The sequence below is a fragment of the Bacillus siamensis genome (genome assembly GCF_051628075.1).
In the GTDB taxonomy this organism is placed as follows: Bacteria; Bacillota; Bacilli; order Bacillales; family Bacillaceae; genus Bacillus; species Bacillus siamensis.
In genome coordinates, this window is the sequence record NZ_CP155579.1 from 2,463,317 (window position 1) to 2,484,614 (window position 21,298).

A 21,298-nucleotide genomic window follows, 5' to 3' on the forward strand; every position below is an offset into this window, starting at 1 on the left:
TTTTTCCTTTACTATCATATAAAAAAACCGCCCGGAATCCAAGCGGCGGATAGAGTTTTTCATATGTCTTTTATATAGGGACAGGTAAAGCTTTATTTAATCTCAGAAACCCATTTTGCCATGTCATCCAGCTTTTCGGCCGGGACAAGGCCGGCTGGCATCCCGTTGCCGCCTTTTTCAATTCTCGTTTTAATCGCAGCGACATCTTTTCTTTTGCCGACGCCTTTTAAGCTCGGCCCTGAGACACCTTCATAGTTTTCCCCGTGACAGGTGATGCAGTTCGCTTTATAAATCTCTTCAGGTGAAGCGTTTGCAGTTTCCTTTTCGGCATTTTTGCTTTCACCGCCGCTTGCGATCTGATGCGCATCTCCATTCCCTTTTACTGACAGAAAGAAAGTCAGCCCTATTCCCAGAACTGCGATGAGCAAAAAAGGAATCAGCGGATTCCACTTCATATCTCCATCCCCCTTTTTCATTCTCCCCCTATGTAAACACTTCTAATTCTAACTTATTTTTACAAAATGTAAATGGTCTCATTAAGCAATTTCTTTGATTTCACAATTTATACATAAACAAAAATAACTGTTTTGTTTACCCAAAATTGTCTTTATTCTATTGTATAATGAATTGTATACGCTTACAATAAGGAATATAAATTAACTTATCTCGCTTTCCCTCTATTCAGGACATGCCGCATTTTTTCCGAACCCATTTGCAAAACACATGCTTATCCAGTAAAATAAAGGTATATTATCCATATATCTTATACGTAAAAAAGAACGGATCAACAGACCCGTTCCATTCTATTCGAGAAAATCCTTCAGACGTTTGCTTCTGCTCGGATGTCTCAATTTACGAAGCGCTTTTGCTTCAATTTGGCGAATACGCTCTCTCGTTACTCCAAACACTTTGCCGACTTCTTCAAGCGTTCTTGTGCGTCCGTCATCCAGACCGAAACGGAGACGCAGCACGTTTTCTTCACGATCCGTCAACGTATCCAGCACATCTTCCAGCTGTTCTTTCAAAAGCTCATATGCCGCATGATCTGACGGAGACGTCGCTTCCTGGTCTTCAATGAAATCACCGAGATGTGAATCGTCTTCTTCACCGATCGGCGTTTCTAAAGAAACAGGCTCTTGGGCAATTTTTAATATTTCACGAACTTTTTCAGGCGTAAGATCCATGTCTTCAGCAATCTCTTCCGGTGACGGCTCTCTGCCCAGATCCTGAAGAAGCTGACGCTGCACACGGATTAATTTGTTGATCGTTTCCACCATGTGAACCGGGATACGGATCGTTCTCGCTTGGTCAGCGATGGCGCGTGTAATCGCCTGTCTGATCCACCAAGTCGCATACGTACTGAATTTATATCCTTTACGGTAGTCAAACTTTTCGACGGCTTTCATGAGACCCATGTTTCCTTCTTGAATCAAGTCTAAGAAAAGCATGCCGCGGCCGACATACCGTTTAGCAATGCTGACAACTAAACGAAGGTTTGCTTCAGCCAATCTGCGTTTAGATTCTTCGTCACCTTCTTCAATTTTTTGAGCATAGGTGATTTCTTCTTTAGCAGAAAGAAGATTTACCCGTCCGATTTCCTTAAGGTACATGCGGACTGGATCATTGATCTTTACGCCAGGCGGTACGCTGAGGTCATTAAGGTCAAATTCTTCTTCGGCTTTGGCAAGCTGTTGAATATTAGGATCTTCCGTTTCTTCATTTTCACTAATTAATTCAACACCTTGTTCTCCTAAAAATTCATAATACTCATCCATTTGGTCTGATTCAATTTCAAAGCTGGACATGCGTTCAGCAATTTCTTCATATGTTAAAACGCCACGTTTTTTTCCGGTTTCAGTAAGCTGGTCTTTTACCTGATCCAGTGTAAGTTCTGTTTCTGTCTCGTGGGTTTGTTTATCAGCCATTATGGATCCCTCCTTCCAAAGCTTGCAACGAATTCTAAAAGCGGTATGTTTCTTATCCGTCCCGGGAGCCTTCTCTCTTTTTCAGCATGCAGGGCTGCGGATAATAAGTGACAATTCATGATGAGGTCAAGCGATCTATTTGCTCCTCCGCAAGGAATCATTGCCAAGAGAACGCAAGCCTCTTTTTTGATGTTATTTTAATGATCGGTTCAATGCGACAATTTCTTGAGCCAGAGACGCAGCTTTCACAAAGTCTTTCTGCCTCTCTGCATCCGCTCGTTCTGCTTCTTTTTCCTTTATCATTGACCATTTTCGGTGATCCAACACTTTTTTTACATAATCGGATAACTCGGCCTCTGAGAGCTCCTCGTTTATTTGGAGCATCCCTATATCTGAAAGCAGCTGGCTGATTTCATCATCCTGCATTCTCGCCATAAGATGCTGCGGCGTCATTTCAGCGCCCTCTTCATAAACAGCGTACAGATACGCTGCCAGCGCACGATGTCCGTCAATGTTAAATTCAAAGCCGACACGCTCAATCACTTTCTTTATGACGTTTCGGTCTCTCAGCATATGAGCGAGAAGAAGTCTTTCCGCATTCTCATAGGCGGGACGGAGACGGCGCCGTTTCGCTTTTGTCGTCACACGGGCCCGCCTTGGCTGCGGTTCGGCGTTTTTGCCGCCGGAGACGCTTTGGGCGGCATAGATGGAAAGCTGTTCCGTCAAAGATTCTACCGAAAGAGAAAATTCGGAGGCGAGCTGCTTCACATACATTTCCTGCTCAAGCGACCCCGAAAGAGCGCTGATTTCTTTCAGCACTTCTTTCATGTAAGCGAGCCGGTCTCCTTCGTCAGATAAGTTTTTCCCTTTGCGGTAATATTGCATTTTAAAAGCCATGACCGTAACGCTTGCATCAATGATATCTGTCCTGAATTTTTCTCCGCCCTGAGTTCTGACATAGTCATCAGGATCAAGACCGTCAGGCATCATGCTTACTCTTACCTTACAATCAGCTTTCTGAAGCAGGTCGGCCGCTTTCAGCGTAGCTTCGTACCCGGCTTTATCCGAATCATAGCAGAGAATGACCTCCTGAACATTTCTTCTCAGGATTTTCACATGCTCTTCGGTGAGCGACGTCCCCATTGTGGCGATACTTTCTTTTACGCCTGAGCTGACGGCGGAAATGACATCCGCAAAGCCTTCAAACAGAACGGCTCTCTCCTCTTTCCTGATCGGCAGGCGGGCCTTATGGAAGTTGTACAGCAGCTTAGATTTATGAAACAGCGGCGTTTCCGGACTGTTCATATATTTCGGCTGCTGGCTTCCGAGCGCCCTTCCTGAAAAAGCCGCCACGGCTCCGTGATGATCATGAATGGGAAACATGATTCTGTTTCTGAAACGGTCAAAATACCCGCTGCCGTCTTCCCTTCTGATCAGCAGACCCGCTTTCTCCATCAGTTCTTCCTCAAAACCGCGCTTTTTCAAGAATTTCGTCATGAAATCCCAGGAATCCAGCGCGTAGCCGATTTCAAACTCATCTATGAGCTCTTTCGTAAAACCCCTTGATAAAAGGTAATCTAACGCTTCCTGGCCTTCCTTTGTATTCATTAACAAATGATGGTAAAATTTCTTCAGAAGCTCGTGAGCTTCCGCCATCTTCTGGTCTCCGGAAGATTCAGGCCTGGATGCAGAGTGAATCGTTATATCATCAGGGAAATCAATCTGATATTTATCAGCAAGGTGAGAAACAGCTTCCGTAAATGAATAGCCTTCCATCTGCCGTAAGAAAGAGAAAACGTTCCCGCCCGCTCCGCACCCGAAGCAATGAAAGATCTGCTTATCACTGGAGACGGAAAACGAGGGCGTGTTTTCACCGTGAAACGGACAGAGCCCAAAGTAGTTGCGGCCTTGCTTTTTCAATTGGACATAATCACCTATGACTTCAACAATGTCTGCTGACTGCTGCACCTGATTAACTACTTCATCTGGTATGCGGTTTCCCATCTTATAACACTCCGTCGTACATTATTCGATGTTTTGATTTGAAATCCCTTCATCATTCGACAGGATTTTTTTAAGCAGGGTAACAAATCGATTCCGATCTTCTTTATTTAATTTTTTAGGTCCTTTGGAATAGATGCCGCTTCTTCTCATTTTGCCTGACATATGACGGCTCATCAGAGCGAAGTCAATCGTGTCTTCAGTGTAAGAACGGCCCCTTTCCGATAAGACGGCGATATTTCTGTTCAGCAGAAGAGATGCTAAACCGATATCCTGCGTGACTACGACGTCTCCCGATCTCACATGGTTTGCGATGTATAAATCCGCCGCTTCTTTATGAGGATCAACGTATATCCAGTTCTCGTCTTTGCTTCTGGAAAGCTGGTAGTGTTCAAATGATGCGACGAAAATAACACGGACGCTGAATTGCGATGCAATGAGCAAGATTTCCTCTTTTACGGGGCATGCGTCTGCATCGACAAAAATCGTCTTTTCTTTTTCATTTAGAAGACTAATTCTCCATCCCTCCATCAATCTCCTGCATAAAAACAAGCGAAATCGCATATGCTCCATGACTGCGGATCTATTTTGAGTCTTTGTCGAAAAATTTCCGGGAGTTAATCTTGACATCTTACCCGTAATAGTTTATTCGTATCACACTAAGCTTAAACCTAAAAATAAACATTTTATCACAATTTTTTATTATAATACAAACTTCGCGAAGATGCCATCCTTTTTGTTTATTCCCTATTTGCATACCCAAAAACCCAGGATAAAGCGTCCTGAGTTATCGGCCCTTTGTTTTCAGATGATGAATGATGTTCGCTGTTTCCTCGACCGCTTTGTTCGAAACGTCAACGACTTGGCAGCCGATCCGATCCACGATTTTCTCAAAATACTCCAGCTCTTCTTTAATTCTGTTGATGTTGGCGTAAATGGCTTTGTCATTTAAGCCGAGAGATTTTAACCGTTCTTTTCGAATATGGTTCAGTTTATCAGGGCTGATTTTTAACCCGATGCATTTTTTCGGATCAACGCTGAACAGTTCTTCCGGCGGATCGACTTCAGGTACGATCGGCACGTTGGCCACTTTCAGGCGCTTATGGGCAAGATATTGAGATAATGGGGTTTTAGACGTTCTTGATACGCCGAGCAGGATGATATCGGCTTTTAAAATGCCTCTTGGGTCCCTGCCGTCGTCATATTTAACGGCAAACTCGATCGCCTCGACCTTTTTGAAATAATCTTCATCAAGCTGGCGGACGCGGCCCGGTTCATATTTCGCCGTCAGACCGTAGGCTGTTTCCATTTTGTCGATGAGCGGACCGATAATATCGTAGTACATCACATTCGCTTTTTCCGCTTGTTCAACTAAGTATTTGCGCATTTCAGGAACAACGAGCGTAAAACAGATAATGCCGCCGTCCGCTTTGGCGAGAGACACGACTTCATTAATGGTGCCGATATCTTCCACATAAGGTATTCTTCTGATATGCGTATCATCGGCTGAGCCGTTAAACTGGCTGAGCGAGGCTTTTACAACGAGTTCGGCGGTTTCTCCGACTGAGTCTGATACTACATAAATGATGCGATTGTCCATGTTATCCCCCCGTTAGTTTTCAAGCTTATATGATTTCATTCTCTGATAAACTGACAAGTATCTTGGTCATATTCGTTTTGGTAAAGCGGCCGATGACCTCAAAGCCTTTATCCGTATCTTTAATAACGGGCAGGGCATCGATCTGTTTCTCAATCAAATATTTGGCGATGTCCATCACATAATCGTCACGCCGGCAGACGGCGATATTCGGCATTCTGGTCATAATAATATGAACCGGTATTGAGGCAAGTTCCTGCTGGCCGATGCTCGCCCGCAGCAAATCTTTGCGTGACAGCACACCGACTAAGACAGCATCACGATCTACGACAAATAACGTGCCGACATCTTCTAAAAACATGGTGCAGATGGCATCGTATACCGAGACGTTTTCATTGATGACGACAGGGATCGATTGAAAATCTTTCACTTGCAGCTTTTTCAGTTTATCCGCAAGCAGCTGATTTCCCGTTTTTCCGGTATAAAAATAACCGACCCGCGGACGGGCCTCTAAGAAGCCTGACATGGTGAGTATGGCCAAGTCCGGCCGCAGCGTGGCTCTTGTTAAATTGAGCTGTTCTGCAATATGCTCTCCGGTAATCGGGCCGTTTTCCTTTACAATTTGTAAAATTTGTTCTTGCCGTTTATTTAATTCGATCGTACTCACCACCTTTATGGAAGGGTTTCTTTATCTATGTTTTTCATTCTGTGATGTTTATGTAAAAGGGGAAAAGACGATTGCCGATCACACAGCAACCGTCTTTTTCTTTATTTTACAATAAGATGATTCATATTAGCAAAAGACTTGATCACATCTGCAAGTGCAGTCATTTGCGCTAAACGGTTGGTTTTTAATGCTTCATCGTCCGCATTTACCATCGTGTGATTAAAGTAATCTTCGATCGGCTTCTTTAATCCGCTGAGCGCGGCCAGCGCCTGTTCATAGTTTTTAGAGGCAAAGCTTTCAGCGACGCTGTCTTTTGTTTTTTGATAAGCGTCAAACAGGTTTTTCTCCTGTTCATTTTCAAACAGATCCGGCTTGATATCACGGCTCTCGCCTTTCTTACTGATGGAGATGACCCGCCCCAGTGATTCAGCCGTTTCTTTAAATCCAGGTGTGCCGAGGTGTTTCTCAAGCACTTTTGCTTTAGAAACAGCTGCATACGGCTCAAGCTCCGTGCTGTCCAGAACGGCTTCAATCACGTCATGACGGATGTCTTCAGCGTTTAAGACGTATTTCAGACGCTGTGTAAAGAAATCAAGAAGCTCATTTTCTTTTTCCGTTTCTGTCAATGACAGCAGTTCTTTAAAAGAGATGCCCCAGTTGCGGTCGATCAGAATGGAAACGATGCCGCTTGCCTGACGGCGCAATCCGTACGGATCCTGAGAACCTGTCGGGATCACGTCAATGCTGAAGAAGGAAGCAATCGTGTCCAGTTTATCGGCTAATGCCACGACCGCACCGGTAAAGGTTGAAGGCACCTCTCCCCCGGCCGCTCTCGGCATGTAGTGCTCATTTACCGCGGCAGCGACGGCTTCATCTTCACCGAGCATGCGCGCGTATTTTTCTCCCATGACGCCTTGAAGCTCAGGGAACTCATAAATCATATGTGTAACAAGGTCAAATTTAGAAATCTCTGCGGCGCGCTTCACATGTTTTTGCGTCTGTTCATCAGCCTTCAGGCGGACCGCAAGTTTACCCGCAATGGTGACCACTCTTCTTACTTTATCCCCGAGGGAACCGAGCTCTTCATGGAAAACGATATTTTCCAGTTTCTTCACATTTTCATCGATGTTCAGCTTTTGGTCTTCCTTGTAGAAGAACGCAGCATCTGAAAGTCTTGCTCTCAGCACTTTCTCGTTTCCGCGGGCAACATTTTCAAGGGCATGGCTGTTCCCGTTTCTTACCGTAATAAAATGAGGCAGCAGATTCCCGTTTTCATCTTTTACCGGGAAGTAGCGCTGATGCTCTTTCATAGTTGTCACAAGCACTTCTTCAGGTAAAGAAAGAAACTCGGGTTCAAAAGAGCCGTAAAGCGCTGTCGGATATTCCACCAGATGATTGACTTCGTTCAGCAGATCTTCATCTATCGGAATATTCCATTTCTTTTCGTTTGCAAGCGCGTCCAGCTGCCCCTGAATCATTTGTTTGCGCACTTTCGGGTCGGCAATGACGTGCTGTTCTTTCAGCAGCTCTTCGTATGATGACGGTGCATCAACAGATACTTCTTGACCGAGAAAACGGTGTCCCTGTGTGTTCCGGCCCGTCTCTACATTCGTGATTTCAAACGGAATGACGTCTTTTCCGAAGAGAGCGGCAATCCATTTGATCGGACGGATATAACGCAGATCCTGTGTGCCCCAGCGCATGTTTTTCGGGAAATGCATTCCGGTAATCAAGTTTTCCAGCTGCGGTAAAAGTGTTTTCGTCTCTTGTCCCGCCTGGAATTTTTGGACGAAAACATATTCCGTGCCGTTTACGTCTTTTATATACAGGTCATCCACTCCGGCGCCTTGGCCTTTGGAAAATCCGATAGCGGCTTTTGTCCAGTTTCCGTCAGCATCCAAAGCGATTTTTTTCGCCGGTCCTTTTGCTTCTTCCTGAATATCAGCCTGTTTTTCTGCTACGTCTTTTATATATACTGCCAGACGTCTCGGTGTATTAAAAAGTTTCACTTCACCGTGGGCAATATTTTTTTCAGTCAGCCAGCCGGTCAGTTTGTCACCGAGCTGCACCATGCTGTCATGTAAAAAACGCGCCGGCATTTCCTCGAGTCCGATCTCTAAAAGCAAATCTTGTTTACTCATGGGAAGAGCCCTCCTCTTTAAGCATTGGGAACCCTAATTTTTCCCGTTCTTCATAATACGTTTTGGCTACTTTTCTAGCTAAGTTGCGGACCCGTCCGATATAACCCGTCCGCTCTGTCACTGAGATTGCGCCTTTTGCGTCAAGCAGGTTAAATGTGTGAGAGCACTTCAGCACATAATCATAGGCCGGATGCACAAGGCCGTTATCCATTTGTCTGATCGCTTCTTTTTCGTAAGTGCTGAACAAATGGAAAAGCATATCCACATCTGATGTTTCAAATGTATAAACGGAATGTTCATATTCAGCCATCATAAACAAATCTTTCACTGTGAATCCTGATGTCCATTCAAGATCAAAGACGTTTTCTTTATCCTGAATATAAGACGCAAGACGCTCAATGCCGTACGTAATCTCAACAGACACCGGTTTACATTCAATTCCGCCCACCTGCTGGAAGTACGTAAACTGGGTGATTTCCATACCGTCAAGCCATACTTCCCAGCCAAGGCCCGCACAGCCTAAAGACGGGTTTTCCCAGTTGTCTTCTACGAAACGAATATCATGCTCGAGCGGATCAATACCGAGGGCGCGCAATGAATCCAGGTAAAGCTCCTGGATGTTATCAGGCGACGGCTTGATAATGACTTGGAATTGGTGATGCTGATAAAGTCTGTTCGGGTTTTCTCCGTACCGTCCGTCCGCAGGCCGTCTGGAAGGCTCAACGTAAGCCACTTTCCACGGCTCAGGTCCGATGCTTCGTAAAAATGTATACGGGCTCATTGTGCCTGCGCCTTTCTCCACATCATACGCCTGCATGAGCACACAGCCTTCATTAGACCAGTGTTTCTGCAAGGTTAAAATCATATCTTGAATGTTCATTTCAAGCACCTCCACTTTCTCCATTCTTTTACAAGTGCGGCGGCAATCAAAAAACTCCCGTCTCTATGCTTGCCAGCCGCAAACATAGGGACGAGAGTTCTCCCGCGGTTCCACCCTAGTTGCTGAGGATGTGAATCGCTCAGCCTCTTTTTAAAGAGTTGCTCAAGAATGCCTTTCGTTGCGCGCTCATCCCTAGCTTACACTGTCCTAAGGTCGCTTATATGAGTTGGACGCAAGTACTTCTTTCTGTCACTGCAACATATTTTATAATAAATGATCATATAAAAAGATGGGCAGAATGTCAACTTTTGTTTTCATCCAAAAGGTTCTTCATGCTTTCCATCTGATCTAAAAACCGCTTTGACTTTAAATAAAGCCCTGAATATTCCTCGTAATACAGATCAATGACCTGTTTTATTTCACTTTTGGTTTCGTGCTTTAACGAGACGCTGCCGAGCCTTCCGATATCAAAGTAATAAAAAAGCCTTAGCAGCCTTGCCGTTTGCGGCGAAATCGGAACTTTGTACGGATCCTTTTCAAAGCAGCGATGGCAGATAAAACCGTTATCTCTTATCGAAAAATGAAACGTCCCGTCCCGGCTTTTACAGTGGACACAATGATTCAGCTCCGGATACAGCCCCATGACGCCAAGCATTTTCATCTGAACGATGAAGGTGATTACGTCCGGGTCAGTCCCCTCATTCAGCCTCTTAAAGGATTCGAGAATCAATTCGAATAAATAGGGGTTCGGTTTCTTCTCTTCCGTTCCTTTGTCAGTGAGTTCAGCGATAAAAGCGGCATATGCCGTCAAAAACAAGTCTTCTCTGATCGTTCTCATGCTGAGAATCATTTCACCCTGCTGGAGCGTGCCGAGTCCGGATGTTCTTTGCATTAAAAATGACCCGTACAAAAAAGGCTGGCTGACTGCTGACAGCCGGCTGGCTGACTTCCTGGCACCCCTTGCCATGACGCCGATTTTGCCGTGTTCCCTCGTCAGCAATGTCACGATTTTATTCGTCTCTCCGTAGTCATTCGTACGGAGCACGATTCCTTCACATTTTGTCAGCATTTCCGCACCTTCCAACAATGGGAGGGGCCAAGAGGTTTACAAAATTGGAAAATCAATACGGGCTAGCTCATCTTCCGGTTCTTCGGGTCTTTCCAGGTTCTCTTTTTCCAGTTCTTTAAAAAGAAGGTACGTATCAACACTTCCTGTTTGAGAAAATACGTTCCAGGTAAAATTCAACACAAAAAACCCACCTTTCATCATTAAACTAGCTTGCCAATCCAAATTCTTACCCTTATCTTGACCTGATGTCCTCCTTTTCATGTTAAACAAATTTTGCTAACGAATCCCTGTTTCTGTGAGGTAATCCCACACATCAGGCATGCGCCTCAGATGACTTAATATTCATCCTCTTTGAAGCCGAAATCACGCAGCTGAGACATTTTATTCCGCCAGTCCTTCTGCACTTTCACCCATAGTTCCAGGTAAACGCGTGAGCCCAGCAGCGCTTCAATATCAGCCCGCGCTCTTTTGCCGACTTCTTTCAGAAGAGCTCCTTTTTTCCCGATGACGATTCCTTTTTGAGAATCCCGCTCGACCACGATGGTGGCCGCGACATGGATGGAGCCGTTCTCCTGCCCTTTAATGGACTCGATAGCGACAGCGATGCTGTGCGGCACTTCTTCCCTTGTAAGATGGAGCACCTTTTCCCTGATCAGTTCAGAAATAATAAACCGCTCAGGATGGTCAGTCACCTGATCGCTCGGATAGAACTGAGGCCCTTCCGGTAAATACGCTTCAATCTGCGTGAGCAGGGTCTCGATGTTGTTTCCTTCCAAAGCTGAGATCGGCACGATTTCCTTAAACGGATAGCGCGAACGGTACTCATCAATTAAAAGAAGGAGCTGGTCAGGGTGGATCTTATCAATTTTGTTTACGATCAAAAAGACCGGCGTGGACGTCTGTCCAAGCTTTTCAATGATAAACTCGTCGCCCTTTCCGTACCCTTCCTCGGCGTTAATCATAAATAACACCAAGTCAACTTCTTTCAGCGTGTTCTGCGCCACTTTCATCATAAAATCGCCAAGCTTGTGCTTCGGTTTGTGAATGCCCGGTGTATCAATAAAAATGGTCTGCGATGTGCCTGTTGTCAGCACCCCTTGGACTTTATTTCTTGTCGTCTGGGGTTTGTCGCTCATGATGGCGATCTTTTGACCGATGACCCTGTTTAAAAAGGTCGACTTTCCAACATTCGGTCTTCCGATGATTGATACAAATCCTGATTTAAAGCTTTCGTTCGTCATGTAAATCCTCCGATGAAAATGCGCCCGGCAATAATTCTTCCGCAGTCATTTCTTTTATTTGTCCTTGTAAGTTGGTCAGAATAACAAGCATATCCTTTGAGCACAGCTCGGAAATTACTTGTCTGCAGGCTCCGCACGGTGAAACCGGTCCCGGAGTGTCCGCAGCCACGGCGAGCATCGCAAATTCCGTATCCCCCTCGGAAACAGCTTTGAATATCGCCGTGCGTTCAGCACAGTTGCACATGCTGTATGCCGCATTCTCGATGTTGCAGCCTCTGTACACTTTTCCGTCTTTGGTAAGAAGAGCGGCTCCCACTCTGAAGTTTGAATACGGCACATACGCTGTGTCCCGTGCTGTTAATGCTTCTTGAATCAATTCTTGTCTGTTCATGTGTACTTTTCCTCTCTTACCTTAATCCTGAATGATACCGCTGTCACTTTTATTTTACATAATTATGATTGGTTTTTCACGCCCATTTTTGGCAATGTAAAATAATTGTAAGAATCTTCTGCTAACATATCTTCGGCAAGAAGATGAGTAAACCAATAATACACGAAATCACGGCAAAGACGCAAACGGCTCCGGCTGCTGCATCCTTTGCCGCTTTTGCGAGCGGATGATACTGATCGGTAACTAAATCAACAACATGCTCTATCGCCGTATTTACAAGCTCAAGAGTAAGCATTCCGCCGATCAGGATCAAAATAACGGCCCATTCGGCCGTATTGAGCCCGGTGAGAAAACCGCAAAGGATAACGGCGCAGGCCGCGATGATGTGAAATTGAAAATTCCGCTCTGACCGCGCCGTTTTCCAGATTCCCCTCCATGCATGGACAAAGCTTTTCAGGAATCTGCTCCACTCGTTTTTATGATCTCGTGAGTCCATACTCATCCAGCAAATCCTTTTGCTTTGAAAACATTTCTTCCTCTTCTTCTTTTGTCATGTGATCATAGCCCAGCAGATGCAAAAAGCCGTGGACGGCCAGAAAGCCAAGCTCTCTCATAAACGAATGGCCGTACTCTTCAGCCTGCTCCTTCGTTCTGTCGGCACTGATGATAATATCTCCTAAAACAGGCGGCATGTCAGCGCCCACGATTTCAACCTCGTCTTCGCCTTCTTCCTCAAGTGCAAACGAAATGACGTCAGTCGGGGTGTCTTTTCCCCGGTAGTCTCTGTTGATTTCTCTGATTTCCTCATTTGTCACAATCGTAACGGATACTTCAGCCTGATCCTGAACGCCTTCTTTTTCCGCCGCAAATTGAAGCAGCTTTTCTACTTCTTGGAGCGCGTCGGCTGAGACGCTGTTTGTTTCATCAACAATATCTATGAGTAAACCCATTTATTTCACCTTCTTCGTAGCCTCCGGATATTCAATCCGGGAGTGGAAAATTCCTTTTAAAGTCGCACATAGTGTTTTTGCGATCGTATCCAGCTCTCGGAACGTGAGATCACATTCTGAGAACTGCCCGTCCTGAAGCTTGTCGGATATAATTCCCCGCACCAGTTTTTCAATCCGTTCGGGATTGGGATTATGCATGGAACGGACGGCAGCTTCGACGCTGTCGGCCACTGAAATGATTGCGGCTTCTTTTGATTGCGGCTTCGGCCCCGGGTAGCGGAACTCTTGCTCTGTAATCTGGTCGCCCTTTTCCTTCGCTTTATAATAAAAGAATTTTAAAAGAGACGTTCCGTGATGCTGCTCTGCGATATCCACGAGCTCTTTCGGAAACTTATAGCTTCTGAGCATATTCGCACCGTCTGTCGTATGCGCGATGATAATATTTTTGCTGAGCTGAGGAGACAGCTTGTCATGCGGATTATCCATATTCATCTGATTTTCAATAAAATATTGCGGGCGTTTCGTTTTGCCGAGATCGTGATAATACGCTCCGACCCTTGCCAAAAGACCGTTTGCCCCTACAGCTTCACAGGCCGCTTCCGACAAATTCGCCACCATGACGCTGTGATGATATGTACCGGGTGTTTCCGTTAAAATCTTCCGAAGCAGGGGATGGTTCGGATTAGACAGTTCAATCAGCCTCATTGTAGAAAGAATGCCGAATCCCGTCTCAAAAAACGGCATCAGACCGATAATCAAAACGGATGAAGCCAGTCCCGAGACGACCCCCATCAGCATCAGCGTTCCGATTTCAACGGGCGACAGCGCCGTGTTTTGTATTAATAAAAGCGACAGCACGATAATCATATTAATAAATGAGACGAACAATCCCGCCTGCAATATTTTTGATCTCACGTTATGTTTCCCCAAAAACAGAATGCCTGAAATGCTGCTGATTAAATAGTAGATACCGATCACATAATTAAATGTGCCCGTCACACCCTGATTAAACATCATACTGCCGCAGATCGCCAGAATAATGCTCCCTAAAATGGCAAGCCTTTCATTGAGCAGCAGCCTGAACAAAATCGCGCCGGCGGCGATCGGAACCAGATAGCCGATGTTGGTGTATTCAATCTTCTGAAAGAGACTGACGACTTCCATTATGACGAGAATAAGCGTTGTAATGATAGAAAACAGCAATAGGGATTTATTTTTCAGCTTAAGCTCCTGCTGCTGTTTCTCGAAATAGTAGACAAGCGTGGCAATAAACAGCCCGATCATCAGAAGAAGACCGCTGATCGGCTTTAACAGGTTGGAATTATTCAAAAGCCCCGTCAGTTCGAGCTTTCTGTATACTTCCCGGTCGATCAGGTCATTCTCTTCCACGAGAACCTGTCCTTGTTTTATCTGCACCGGCTGAACGCTGTCTGACGCTTCCTGACGTTTTTCATCGGTCGCTTTCGGATCAAACACGTAATTCGGGATCACCGCATATTTTCCGATTTCAGTCGCAGCCGCTAAATATTTTGACGGCACGGAGGCGCTTTTCAGCTCTTTGGCGACCTTATCCTTCGCTTCAGCAAGCTTTTCAGAAGGAATTTCACTGCTCATCACCGTGTTCACCGCGGTTATGACAGAATCCCTCACAAATGAAAAATCTTCATTGTTCGCATGGAGAAGCGATTTAATGGCATCTTCCGAGATGGATTCATTGACATCCTGTGTCAGCTTGCTTTTCACCGATTTGACCAGCGATTTTTCCGAAGGTGACTTTTTGTCTTTATCCGCATCTGTTTTCACTTCTCCGATGCTGTCAAATATGGAGGTGATCAGGTCAAGCCGGTTGTCAGTATAGCCTTTTTTCAGAGTGTATTGATCTTCTACTGCATCTTCGGCCGCCTGTTTTTTCGCTTCCGTCGCCTGCTGATCTTCCACTGTGGCGGGCGCGTAAATCGTCTTATCACTGACTGAGAACAAATCCAAATTAAGTGATTCAGGTTTTACATGAATAAAGAGCAAACCAAACATGATCGCTGAAAGCAGCAGATACAGCAGCACATGGGCTGAGCGGGCATGTCTGAAAGTGCGGAACCGTTCCCGGGCGCTTTTACCCTTTCCCTTCTTTTTCAAAACAAGAACCTCCTCCCTGAAACATCAGGAACACATCATATAAAAATGACCCGATAACGGGAGATCGGGTCATTTTTGCATTACTTTTGCTTATCATAAGCTTCAATAATCTTTGCAACAAGCGGATGTCTGACCACATCTGTCTGGTCAAGTTCAATCACGGAAATGCCGTTTATGTCATTCAGCATATCCCTCGCTACTGCAAGTCCCGATGTGACGCCTTTCGGCAGGTCAATTTGGCTTACGTCGCCCGTAATGATCATTTTAGAGCCAAAACCCAATCTCGTCAAAAACATTTTCATTTGAGCGGGAGTGGTATTCTGGGCTTCATCAAGAATCACATATGCGTCGTCAAGCGTCCGCCCTCTCATATAGGCAAGCGGGGCGATTTCGATAACCCCTCTTTCCATCAGACGCTCCGTATGGTCGCTTCCGAGCACATCGTGGAGCGCGTCATACAGCGGGCGCAGATAAGGATCTACTTTTTCCTTTAAGTCTCCGGGCAGAAAACCGAGGCTTTCGCCGGCTTCCACAGCGGGTCTTGTTAAAATGATTTTTTTAATGTGGCCGTTTTTTAAAGCATGCACCGCTTTTACGACCGCCAAATATGTTTTGCCGGTTCCCGCCGGCCCGATACCGAACACCATGTCGTTTTTCTTCATCGCCGCGACATATTCTCTCTGGCCGATGGTTTTGACACGGATCGGTTTGCCTTTTGCCGTTTTCGTTATTTCCTCTTCATACATGCTTTCAAAATAGTCCAGTTCATCTTTCTTTGCCATTTTCACGGCATACAGCACATCACGTTCCGAAATCTCGATCCCCTTGCGGATTAAAGTAAGGAGCGAGCCCAATAATCTGTCAGCAATCTCAAAAGACTCATCATTGCCGGAAACGTAAATGGTTTCACCGCGTGTGATGATGCTTACGCCCAGATCCTTCTCCATTAAATGTAAAAAGGCATCTTGGCTGCCGAACAAAGAAAGTGCTTCATCCGGGCTTTTCAGTTTGTGATTAATCGCAAGTAAATGTTCTGCCATTCTTTAGTCTCCCTGAACAATAGGTGTGGTTTGCACGATATCTTCTATAACTTGGTAGAGAATAATCAACTTTACTTTACCATTCTCAACGGATTGGTGCAAAACTTTTTCACTTTCCACCTCTCCGCTGCCGCTTAATCGCTTCTCTACGTCTTGTCTGCCCATTTTGATGCCGGCCTGAACCGCTTCGTCCTTCGTATAAGTCCGCACGGAGGTTTCGCTTTCTCTTGTCTGTTCTTTGACGTAAGATACCGGAAGCTTCAGCCCCAGAAATTGAAACGGATGCTTTTCTTCCTCTGTTTTCGGATGTTTCAGCGGCTCCTCATTAAACCCGAAACCCCAAAAAGGCACGCCCCATGATCCGAAAGACAGCTTGTGCTTCGTCCTTACTTTACCCGTATATAGCGTAAATGATGTTTCAAGAGGCACAGTTACTTCTGACTTGTACCATGTTTCTCCGTAAATTTCCGCTTTTGAAGCGACTTTCCGGTCTTCATTTCCGATCAGTCCTGAGACGAGGAGCTGTCCTTTGTCAACATGATCGTTCACAAAAGCCATCGGCTGCCCCTTTTGCACGAACATCCTTTTGATGACCGCCTTCTTTTTGGCAACGATATGGCGGGGGCTCACGTACTTTTCTTTTGTCGGTTCATTTTTTTCAACCACTTTCATATGAAGGGCTGTCCCGTTCAATTCCACACCCACCCACGTAATATTATCGATGCCGTTTGTTAATGATTTTTGAATTTTCTCCGGCGTCATCATCAAAAATTGCAAACGGCCTTTTTTTACACCGATTTCTTCCAGATGCTTCATCATCTGATGCTCGGTTTCGGGCTTTGCCCCTTTAATATCAATGTCCCAAATCATGTTGGACAAAAGAAACAATATAACGAAAAATATCACAAATCCCGCAGTGAAGCCCAGGTTTATTTTTGATTTGAGAAGCAGAAAGGGCAGGCCCTTTCTTTTTGTAAAGCTTGCTTTGCATTCATGTTTTCTGATGACTCTTCTGAAAGCATGTACATCTTGAAGCTGAATCATCAGCAGAACACAGTCTTGCTTTTTTTTCACCGCAAAGATGGCGATTCCGTTTCTCGTGCATTCATTCAGCAGCCGTTCAATCCCTTTTCCTTTGACTTCCATTTGGACTTTACCCGAAAAAAATGACAGCCATTTGTTTTTCACATTATTTCCCCCCGGCTTTATGAATCGACATATCTTACGTGATCTATCGTGCCTTCCAAAAGAATTTCCTCAGGAAGGATTGCCTTAATGACCAAGTTTTTTCCTGATATGATACATTGCCCCTGCTTGAGCATCAGCCTGACTTCTTCTTCGCTGAACAGCAAGAGGCCTCTGTGATTTTCTATGTAGATATGAAGTCTGCCGACCATCGTAATGCGAGGCAGATCCATCATAACGTCCGGGGGAATTTCCAATGCTCTAGTCAGCCACGCCTTTACACGATTCTTTCTTTGCCCCATAAAAAAAGAACCCCCTTTCATCTCATATGTATGATTTGAAAAGGGGTTCTAACACTTTAATTTTTACCGATGCTCCGCATGGTCCGGTGCGGTTTTTTTGCACGGGGCGGACCTAAAATCTCACTGAATATGATGCCCTGCACGGCAGTTTCTTTCTTAATCTTGAGGGCTGATTTCTTCAGAGACGCATTTCGTGTGCGTTGAGATGTCAGCTTATGATCAAGCCCATTGAACATCTGCTCTGTCTCCGCAAGGCGCTTTTCAGCTTCCCTTCTTTTTTGCTCAAAAGGGTTCTCTTTGGAAACACCTGGCATTTCTTCCGCTTCCGGCTTTTGCTCTATCGGCGGCTGTGTGTGATCCTGCTTTTTTTTCTGATCTGCGGGACGTCTATTCGGCGGGCGTTTTTCATCTTTGTTTTTTTTGCCGAATATTGCCGATATAATGCCGATGACGGCGGCAATGACGAGCGGATTTGTCAGAATCTCGTGCATATAGCGGCTCCCTCCTTAATAGAGAGGTTATTGTTGGTCTTCATCTTGCTGGTCATTCGTCAGCTTGCCGATAGAATCCCTCATGTCCGTGTCAGCGTCGATATTTTTTATGTTCATATAATCCATGACACCGATGTTTCCTTCACGTAAGGCTTCAGCCATCGCAAGCGGCACTTCCGCTTCAGCTTCCACGACTTTCGCACGCATTTCTTCTACGCGCGCACGCATTTCCTGCTCTTGGGCGACGGCCATGGCGCGGCGCTCTTCGGCTTTGGCCTGCGCAATGTTTTTGTCTGCTTCCGCCTGGTCTGTCTGAAGAATCGCTCCGATGTTTTTGCCGATATCCACGTCGGCGATGTCAATCGAGAGAATTTCAAATGCCGTGCCTGAATCCAGCCCTTTGCCAAGTACGGTCTGCGAAATCATATCAGGGTTTTCAAGCACTTTTTTATGATTATGCGAAGAACCGATTGTCGAGACAATCCCTTCTCCGACACGGGCGACAACCGTCTCTTCTCCCGCTCCTCCGACAAGGCGCTCGATATTGGCTCTTACCGTGATTCTGGCTTTTGCTTTTACTTCAATTCCGTCCATGGCGACACCCGCGATAAACGGTGTTTCAATGACCTTCGGATTGACGCTCATCTGTACGGCTTCCAACACGTCACGCCCGGCCAGGTCAATGGCTGCGCAGCGTTCAAATGTCAGCTCAATATTGGCGCGCTGTGCCGCAATCAGGGCATTGACCACCCTGTCGACATTACCTCCGGCCAGGTAATGGCTTTCGAGCTGATTTGTTGTTGCGGACAGGCCGGCTTTGTGCGCTTTAATTAACGGGTTGACAACGCGGCTTGGAATGACGCGGCGCAGCCTCATCCCGACCAAAGTGAAAATACTGATTCTGACTCCTGCTGCAAGCGCCGAAATCCATAGCATCACCGGTACAAAGGTGAAGAATATGGCTAACACAATTATGGCAGCTGCGACTATTGCTAAAATCGCCAAACTTGACAGTTCCATCTAATTCCTCCTCAAGATTATCATCTATATTTCTCTCACGACAATGCGTGAGCCTTCCGCTTTCACCACTTTCACCTGTCTGTCTTTTTCAGTAAATGATCCTTCTGAAACGACATCAAGGCGTTCATCATCAATAATAACGGTGCCTGACGGTCTGAGGGCTGTAGCGGTAACACCGACTTTCCCCAGCAGCTCCGTCCGGTTCTGATTTGAAACATAACCGTTCTCCGTGCTTGTTGAATCAGTTAATATCAATTTCTTAAAGAATTTCATTCGTTTCCCCAACACCCTTGTTAATATGATAAAGGCAGCAATAGACACACTAAAGGCGATCAAGAGAGAAACCGCCATTACAGTAAAGCTGCCCGCAGCGAGAAAGAGGCTCGCGATGACGCCTGCAACACCGATAAGACCGATTATGCCTCCGGGCAGAAATATCTCTAAAAGGATAAAAACCAAACCGGCGCAAAATAAGAATACACTGTCATAGCCGGCGAATCCGGCAGCGATATGCCCGGTGAAAAACAGCAGCATGGCCGTCAGTCCGACGGCGCCCGGTATGCCGAGGCCCGGCGAGAACAATTCAATGGTCAAACCAAGCAAAGCGAGCGTTAATAAGACGGGGACAACAAACGGATTTGTCAGCCATCTTCCCAAATTTCCGACAAAACCCTCTTTTGCATGGTGAACATCGGCTTTGTCAAAACCGAGCTTTGTATATAAAGCATCGAGGTTTGAAACCGTTCCCTCCGAATATCCGACTTCCTTGGCTTTTTCAGCTGTCAGTGTCAGCAGTTTTCCCTTCGGAGCGCCCGCTTCTTTTGCATTGATGGCGGGGTCTGCCATGGCCAGGGCGTATTTCGGGTTTCGGTTGTTTTTAGCCGCTGCGTCCTCCATTTCTGCATGCCACAGTGATTGGGCCTTTTTGTCTGCCGCGTTTCCTTTGCCGTCGATGATGGCTGCGGCACCCATTTTTCCGCCCGGCGCCATATAAATGTCATCTGCCTGAAGCGCTATATATGCCCCGGCAGAAAGCGCCCGTTTATTCACGTAAGCGGTAACAGGCACATCCGCGCCGCCGATGACATCTGCAATATCCAAAGCTGATTGAACGGCGCCTCCCGGTGTATTGATGTCAAGAATAATGTGTGACGCGCCGGATTCCTTCGCTTCTTTGAAAGAACGCGATAAAAAAGCGGCAAGCCCCTGTTCGACATTTTTCTCAACCGGGATGACATAAACCGATGGACGATCAGCTTTTGCGTTCAATTGAACTCCTAATAAAGATAATACAAATAAGCCCAATAGAGCAACAGCAATTCCGGTTTTTTTTCGGAACAAGGCTGATATACCCTCCTTCCCGTTTCATTCTTCTTTATATACGTAACAAATGTACTTTAGTTTCATTTTTTTATGTATAAAAAAAGACATCTCTCGAGGAAAGATGTCTTTTTCTTCGTCAATTAAGATAATTGACTGCTGACAAGCCTGTTAATCACGCTGCCGTCAGCTTTACCTTTTACTTTAGGCATAATAGCACTCATCACTTTGCCCATGTCCGCTTTCGAGCTCGCACCGACTTCAGCGATGGTTTCATTTACGATTGTCTGCAGCTCTTCTTCAGAAAGCTGCTTCGGTAAATAAACTTCTAAAATGTCCAGCTCTTTTTGAACTTTATCTACTAAATCTAAACGATTAGCGTTTGAAAATTCATGGAGGGAGTCTTTACGTTGCTTAAGTTCACGAGATAGGACAGTAAGTTCCTCATCCTCGGTCAAACTGTCTTTCTTAAGCTTAATTGCTTCGTTTTGAAGTGAAGCTTTCACCATTCGAACGACAGTCAGTTTGTCTTTCTCACGGCTTTTCATATACAGCTTCATATCTTGGTTAAGTCGCTCAAGAAGACTCATAAATCCACCCTCTTTTAGAATTTGCGTTTTCTAGCAGCTTCTGACTTTTTCTTGCGCTTTACGCTAGGTTTTTCATAAAATTCGCGCTTTCTTGCTTCTTGCAAAGTACCTGTCTTTGATACACTGCGTTTGAAGCGACGAAGAGCATCTTCAAGCGATTCGTTTTTTCTAACGACCGTTTTTGACATTCTCTTTCCCTCCCTCCGAATACACCAATCGACTACCTTTAAAAAGATACACATATAAACATGTACTTTGACATTATAATATAAGCCATGAGTCAGGTCAACTAAGTGAGTTCACTTTTCCGTCATGAATAACGCGGCTTGTCTATATAATGATAGAAAGGGGTGTT

General features: G+C 45.5%; 22 protein-coding genes and 1 pseudogene. All 23 read right to left on the reverse strand.

Annotation, left to right across the window (positions count from 1 at the left end; genetic code table 11):
* Positions 1-92 precede the first annotated feature (92 nt).
* Positions 93-455 carry a cytochrome c550 gene (gene cccA, locus ABDB98_RS11950; RefSeq protein ID WP_016938927.1) on the reverse strand — a complete coding sequence of 121 codons (363 nt, stop codon included), beginning with the start codon at positions 453-455 and terminating at the stop codon, positions 93-95.
* Positions 456-803: 348 nt separating this feature from the next.
* Positions 804-1,925, reverse strand: coding sequence for an RNA polymerase sigma factor RpoD (rpoD, locus tag ABDB98_RS11955; RefSeq protein WP_016938926.1), 1,122 nt, complete (start codon positions 1,923-1,925; stop codon positions 804-806).
* A gap of 192 nt (positions 1,926-2,117) precedes the next feature.
* Entirely contained in the window at positions 2,118-3,929 is a 1,812-nt protein-coding gene (gene dnaG / locus ABDB98_RS11960) for a DNA primase (protein WP_438420245.1), read from the reverse strand.
* Between the two features lie 21 nt (positions 3,930-3,950).
* Entirely contained in the window at positions 3,951-4,457 is a 507-nt protein-coding gene (locus tag ABDB98_RS11965) for a YaiI/YqxD family protein (RefSeq protein ID WP_045926739.1), read from the reverse strand.
* A gap of 256 nt (positions 4,458-4,713) precedes the next feature.
* Positions 4,714-5,526: a pyruvate, water dikinase regulatory protein gene (locus ABDB98_RS11970; protein ID WP_016938923.1), complete on the reverse strand. Its 813-nt coding sequence runs from the start codon at positions 5,524-5,526 to the stop codon at positions 4,714-4,716.
* Positions 5,527-5,551: 25 nt separating this feature from the next.
* Positions 5,552-6,190, reverse strand: coding sequence for a transcriptional regulator CcpN (gene ccpN / locus ABDB98_RS11975; protein WP_003152989.1), 639 nt, complete (start codon positions 6,188-6,190; stop codon positions 5,552-5,554).
* Between the two features lie 101 nt (positions 6,191-6,291).
* A complete protein-coding gene (glyS, locus tag ABDB98_RS11980) occupies positions 6,292-8,331 on the reverse strand; it encodes a glycine--tRNA ligase subunit beta (protein WP_438420246.1) in 2,040 nt (679 codons plus the stop codon).
* Complete coding sequence (glyQ, locus tag ABDB98_RS11985; RefSeq protein WP_060964731.1) at positions 8,324-9,211, reverse strand: glycine--tRNA ligase subunit alpha; 888 nt, start codon at positions 9,209-9,211, stop codon at positions 8,324-8,326. Before glyQ ends, glyS begins: the two co-directional genes overlap by 8 nt.
* Before the next feature lie 301 nt (positions 9,212-9,512).
* Complete coding sequence (gene recO, locus ABDB98_RS11990; RefSeq protein WP_438420247.1) at positions 9,513-10,280, reverse strand: DNA repair protein RecO; 768 nt, start codon at positions 10,278-10,280, stop codon at positions 9,513-9,515.
* Between the two features lie 36 nt (positions 10,281-10,316).
* Positions 10,317-10,460, reverse strand: coding sequence for a YqzL family protein (locus ABDB98_RS11995; RefSeq protein WP_007408286.1), 144 nt, complete (start codon positions 10,458-10,460; stop codon positions 10,317-10,319).
* A 155-nt stretch (positions 10,461-10,615) separates the two neighbouring features.
* On the reverse strand, positions 10,616-11,521 hold the full coding sequence (era, locus tag ABDB98_RS12000) for a GTPase Era (protein ID WP_438420248.1): 906 nt from the start codon (positions 11,519-11,521) through the stop codon (positions 10,616-10,618).
* Positions 11,502-11,912, reverse strand: coding sequence for a cytidine deaminase (locus ABDB98_RS12005; RefSeq protein ID WP_016938918.1), 411 nt, complete (start codon positions 11,910-11,912; stop codon positions 11,502-11,504). Before ABDB98_RS12005 ends, era begins: the two co-directional genes overlap by 20 nt.
* A gap of 121 nt (positions 11,913-12,033) precedes the next feature.
* Positions 12,034-12,408 (reverse strand): diacylglycerol kinase family protein, encoded by a 375-nt coding sequence (locus ABDB98_RS12010; protein ID WP_060964729.1) that lies wholly within the window; start codon positions 12,406-12,408, stop codon positions 12,034-12,036.
* Complete coding sequence (gene ybeY / locus ABDB98_RS12015; protein ID WP_003152973.1) at positions 12,389-12,862, reverse strand: rRNA maturation RNase YbeY; 474 nt, start codon at positions 12,860-12,862, stop codon at positions 12,389-12,391. The genes ABDB98_RS12010 and ybeY overlap by 20 nt, the downstream gene beginning before the upstream one ends.
* Positions 12,863-14,995 (reverse strand): HD family phosphohydrolase, encoded by a 2,133-nt coding sequence (locus ABDB98_RS12020; RefSeq protein ID WP_060964728.1) that lies wholly within the window; start codon positions 14,993-14,995, stop codon positions 12,863-12,865. It abuts the gene before it with no gap.
* A gap of 80 nt (positions 14,996-15,075) precedes the next feature.
* A complete protein-coding gene (locus ABDB98_RS12025) occupies positions 15,076-16,035 on the reverse strand; it encodes a PhoH family protein (RefSeq protein WP_045926742.1) in 960 nt (319 codons plus the stop codon).
* Positions 15,999-17,223: pseudogene (gene yqfD / locus ABDB98_RS12030) on the reverse strand (sporulation protein YqfD). Before yqfD ends, ABDB98_RS12025 begins: the two are co-directional and overlap by 37 nt.
* A 17-nt stretch (positions 17,224-17,240) precedes the next feature.
* A complete protein-coding gene (gene yqfC, locus ABDB98_RS12035; protein WP_003152966.1) occupies positions 17,241-17,522 on the reverse strand; it encodes a sporulation protein YqfC in 282 nt (93 codons plus the stop codon).
* A gap of 56 nt (positions 17,523-17,578) precedes the next feature.
* Entirely contained in the window at positions 17,579-18,013 is a 435-nt protein-coding gene (locus ABDB98_RS12040; protein ID WP_438420249.1) for a hypothetical protein, read from the reverse strand.
* A gap of 27 nt (positions 18,014-18,040) precedes the next feature.
* Entirely contained in the window at positions 18,041-19,033 is a 993-nt protein-coding gene (gene floA / locus ABDB98_RS12045) for a flotillin-like protein FloA (protein WP_016938912.1), read from the reverse strand.
* 24 nt (positions 19,034-19,057) lie between these two features.
* Complete coding sequence (locus tag ABDB98_RS12050; RefSeq protein WP_438420250.1) at positions 19,058-20,374, reverse strand: NfeD family protein; 1,317 nt, start codon at positions 20,372-20,374, stop codon at positions 19,058-19,060.
* 122 nt (positions 20,375-20,496) lie between these two features.
* A complete protein-coding gene (locus ABDB98_RS12055; protein ID WP_007408278.1) occupies positions 20,497-20,943 on the reverse strand; it encodes a GatB/YqeY domain-containing protein in 447 nt (148 codons plus the stop codon).
* 14 nt (positions 20,944-20,957) lie between these two features.
* Positions 20,958-21,131: a 30S ribosomal protein S21 gene (gene rpsU / locus ABDB98_RS12060; RefSeq protein ID WP_003152957.1), complete on the reverse strand. Its 174-nt coding sequence runs from the start codon at positions 21,129-21,131 to the stop codon at positions 20,958-20,960.
* Positions 21,132-21,298 lie beyond the last annotated feature (167 nt).